Consider the following 4,217-nt stretch of genomic DNA (forward strand, 5'->3'; position numbering starts at 1 on the left):
CTAGAGCCCTCAGAGGGGCGCCCTACCGTGGCCTGGGCCTCATGGCTCAAGGTTGGGCAGATGGTCCTCGACGGCGTCCGCGTGTTCAACAAAAGCACGCTGAACCCGGTTGCCGGCCAAAAGTATTGGTATGAGGGGCCGGGGTTGCCGGTTGCCGAGTCGCGAAAGCGGCCTTATACAAAGGCATTCAAGACCGACCGCGATGAGTACCCGGCCGCCCGGATACGGGCTTTCCGCCCCAGGTGACAAAAAGATAACGATTCTCACGACATACCGTCGCGATTTGGTAAGCGCGGCCGAACACGGCGCGTAATGAACCTATGGTGCCCAACGTGCGCCGCCGCGAAGTCCTGAAGTTGCCGTTGCTTCTGGCCGCAGGGACTACGGTGAGCCGGGTGCCCCGAGCCTCCGCGGATGCAGGCCGATGGTCACCGGACCGGGCCGATCGGTGGTATCAGGCGCAGGGCTGGCTCGTCGGGGCCAACTTCATCCCGTCGAACGCCATCAACCAGCTGGAGATGTTTCAGCCGGGCAGCTACGACCCGTGGCGCATCGACACCGAACTGGGCTGGGCGCGTGCCGGCGGACTCAACACGGTGCGGGTTTTTCTGCACGATCAGCTCTGGGCGCAGGATGCCCGGGGATTTCAGGGCCGGCTGGCGCAGTTCGTCGCGATCGCGGCGCGTCACAAAATCAAACCCCTGTTCGTGTTGTTCGACTCCTGCTGGGACCCGCACCCCAAGCTGGGCCGGCAGCGCGCGCCGCGGCCGGGGATCCACAATTCGGGGTGGGTGCAGGGCCCGGGCGCCGAACGGCTCGGTGACCGGCGCTACACGCGGGTGCTCTACGACTACGTCACCGGCGTGTTGGGCCGGTTCCGCAACGACGATCGTATTCTGGGCTGGGACCTGTGGAACGAGCCCGACAACCCCGCGCGCGTGTACCGCTCGGTCGAGCGGAAGGACAAACTGGAGCGTGTCGCCGACCTACTCCCGCAGGTGTTCGGTTGGGCGCGGGCGGTCAACCCCAGCCAGCCGTTGACGAGCGGGGTCTGGCACGGCAACTGGTCCGACCGGAACCGCAGTGCGATTGCCGGTATCCAACTCGACAACTCCGACGTGATCACCTTTCACTCCTATGCCGGGCCGGCGGCGTTCGAGAACCGTATCGCCGAACTCGCCCCGCAGGGGCGACCGATCCTGTGCACCGAATACATGGCACGACCCCAGGGCAGCACCATCCAGAGCATCCTGCCGGTGGCCAAGCGCCACAACGTCGGCGCCTACAACTGGGGCCTGGTCGCCGGCAAAACCCAGACCTACTTCCCCTGGGACTCCTGGGACCATCCCTACCGAGCGGTGCCCAGAGTGTGGTTCCACGACCTGCTGGGCCCGGACGGCAAGCCCTTCCAGGACAACGAGATGCAAGCGATCAAGGCGCTGGCTGCCCCGATGGCGTAGTCGCCCACCGCGTTCACTCGACACCGACGGGCGTGGTCACCGATGCCCGCGTGCCGCCGCCGACCGCCGATGTGAGCTTCATGGATCCGCCCATTGCGTCGACGCGGACCGTCAGCGAGGCGAGTCCTATGTGCCCTGCGGCGACACATCGATTCAGGATGGCCGGATCGAACCCGGTTCCGTCGTCGACGACGCTCAGCGTCATGGTGTCGGCCGTCCGGGTGAGGCGGACCCGCACGTGCTCGCCTGCGCATGCTTGTGTGCGTTGGCGAGCAGTTCGCGGGCCGCCCGGTACAACAGGGACTGGGACGGCGGCCGGCCGACCTCGTCGAGGTCGGCTTCGATGACGAAGCTGCCGCGGCGCTCGTAGTCGCAGATCAGCTCGCGCAGCGCGGCGGTCCGGCCCACCTCGGTGAGCACCTGGGGATGAAGTGCAGTGACGGCGCCGCGCAGCCGGGTTGCCGTGTCCTTGACCGCCTGGTAGACAGCGTCCAGCGCCGGATCCTGATGACGTTCGCGGACTTCGTCGAGTTCCAGCCGGGCCGCCAGCAGGTCCTGCAGCGGTCCGTCGTGGAGTTGCTCCGCCAGTTCCCGCGAGTGGCGCTGATCGGCGCGCATCGACTCCGAGACCAGCGTGCGGCGCATGTCGAGCAGGGTGGCCACGCGCGCCGCGGCGCGCGTCAGGAAGTAACACAGGGCGGTCATCGCGGCCGCCAACCACAGCAGCAGTCCGAAATGGGTGTACACGACGCTCGGCAGTTCGACCGTGTCGTCGCGCTTGGAGTAGACGATCCATACACCGAGATAGCCGACGGCCGTGGCGATTCCGGCGGCGGCCGTGAGCGCCGGACGGCCTTGAAACGCCACTGAAATGGGCAGCAGGAAAAACACCGGCAGCAATGCCACCGTGGCGCCACCGGACACCACACACAGCGCCACCACGGTCAGTACGTCAATGCCCGTCGACGCCCAGCCGGCCCACGGCGGCACCGGGCCGCACAGCACCACCACCACCCACACCAGCGCGGCGATGCTGTAGACGCCCAGGATCAGCGCGTAGGCCAGCGGCAGCCAGTGTTCGACCTCCCACACCGAGACCAGCAGGACGATGAGGCCGATCAGCGGCAGGCGCAGGAACGCCGACAGGCGGACGGGTTCGGCCGCAACGAAGTCGACCAGTCGAGCCAGCGAGCGGTCCATTATTCGAGCAGCCCGCGCCGCATCGCCGCGGCGACGGCCGCTGCGCGATCACCGACGCCGAGTTTCTCGTACAACCGCTGCACGTGGGTCTTGACCGTGGACGGAGCCAGGTACAGCTCGGCAGCGATCGCGGGGATGCTGAGACCCTGGGCGATGAAATTCAGTACCTCTCCCTCGCGCACGCTGAGCGCCGGTGTCTGGGCTTCGCCGCGGCGCCGGATCTCTCCGGCCAGGTCGGCCTGCGAGGGCCGCCGGCACGACTTCTTAGGCCATTGGCGCAGTCGAGCACGCCCTGCACGATATCGGCCTTCGTCGATTCCTTGGGCAGGAATCCCGCGGCGCCTTCCGTCAGGGCGTGGAAGGCTATCGTCGACTCGTCGTGCGCCGACAACAGCAACACCCTTGTCGGCAACTCGTCACGCCTGACCGCGGCCGCGATCTCGGCGCCGTCCATTCCGGGCATGCGGTAATCCAGCAGCGCGACGTGCGGCACGTGCCTTTTGATCAGGGCCAGGGCGGCTTCGCCGTCACCGGCTTCGGCGACCACGGCCACGACGCCGCTCGACGTCAGCGCACGCACCAGCCCGTCACGGAACAACGGGTGGTCTTCGCCCACGACCACGCGCACTTTGTCAGTCGCTGCTTGGTCGGCCATGGCTCGTAGTGTCGCACGGCGATCGCCGTCGTTTTCTCCGATCGGGGGACCTGAAATTCACCCCGCGCACCCGTTGTTTGGCGGACAGACACCGCCGAACCGCTCCGCAATAGTCGTCACCGGGGGCGGGCACCGGCAGAAAAACCGACGACCCAAGTTGTCATCCCCGCACAGGAGTGATCGACGTAGTGAAACACAACATCGATATCGACAGTTTGGACGGAGCCCGCTTCGCGTGGGTGTCGAAGGCGCGATGTCGCTCCGCCGACCCCGACGAGTTGTTCGTTCGCGGGAAAGCGCAAAAGAAGGCCGCCGCCATCTGCCGGCATTGTCCCGTCGTCACCGAGTGCCTCGCCCACGCGCTGGACAACGATATGGATTTCGGTGTCTGGGGCGGGATGACCGAACGCCAACGGCGCGCGTTGCTCAAGCAGTTCCCGGACGTGACGTCCTGGTCCGAGTTCTTCGCCGCGCAGCGCAGGCAGCGCAAAACCGGCCGATCGGCCTGAGGCGTGGAGCCCCCTATCGGGATTGAGCCGATGACCGCTCGCTTACACGGCGATTGAAGCCCAGTTCGGCCGGTTTCGCATTTATTCCTGCATGTCCGCGACCTGCGGATGCGCATCCGTGACAGTCCGCCGCTGTTCGCCCCGATCCGCGGGAGTTGACGGCAAAGTGACGGCAAAAGTGGTGGTACGCCTCGTACTAGATTCTCGGTGGTTCTGGCTCGGACCCCGTCGCTGGCCGACGATCCGAGCCTCAGGTGACCTGCACCGACGCGGGTTGCGGGTCTGCGCTCCGTCGACCTAGTGGTCTCGCCCGTAAGTTCGTCGGGGGTTGTTCCCAGACGCCGCTGGTGCCGAGTCTGCGCTGGCGGCGTCGAGACTGTGCTCAGCGCTACT

Annotated in this window: 3 protein-coding genes and 2 pseudogenes; 3 read left to right on the forward strand and 2 right to left on the reverse strand. The window is 66.7% G+C overall.

Features of this window, described 5'->3' with window-relative positions; genetic code table 11:
• On the forward strand, positions 1-246 hold a 246-nt coding region (locus ACOJVU_RS06010), incomplete at its 5' end, for a hypothetical protein (RefSeq protein WP_421528936.1).
• 86 nt (positions 247-332) lie between these two features.
• Positions 333-1,460 carry a 1,4-beta-xylanase gene (locus ACOJVU_RS06015; protein WP_421528937.1) on the forward strand — a complete coding sequence of 376 codons (1,128 nt, stop codon included), beginning with the start codon at positions 333-335 and terminating at the stop codon, positions 1,458-1,460.
• 13 nt (positions 1,461-1,473) lie between these two features.
• Here the strand turns inward: ACOJVU_RS06015 and ACOJVU_RS06020 are convergent.
• Together ACOJVU_RS06020 and ACOJVU_RS06025 are read right to left on the reverse strand one after the other, a co-directional pair.
• Positions 1,474-2,660 (reverse strand): annotated as a pseudogene (locus tag ACOJVU_RS06020) (sensor histidine kinase).
• Positions 2,660-3,315 (reverse strand): annotated as a pseudogene (locus ACOJVU_RS06025) (response regulator). The pseudogenes ACOJVU_RS06020 and ACOJVU_RS06025 overlap by 1 nt, the downstream one beginning before the upstream one ends.
• 188 nt (positions 3,316-3,503) lie before the next feature.
• Here ACOJVU_RS06025 and ACOJVU_RS06030 point away from each other — a divergent pair.
• Positions 3,504-3,824 (forward strand): WhiB family transcriptional regulator, encoded by a 321-nt coding sequence (locus ACOJVU_RS06030; protein ID WP_421528938.1) that lies wholly within the window; start codon positions 3,504-3,506, stop codon positions 3,822-3,824.
• The last annotated feature ends 393 nt before the right edge of the window (positions 3,825-4,217 follow it).

The organism is Mycobacterium sp. THU-M104, assembly GCF_049197365.1.
Classification (GTDB): domain Bacteria; phylum Actinomycetota; class Actinomycetes; order Mycobacteriales; family Mycobacteriaceae; genus Mycobacterium.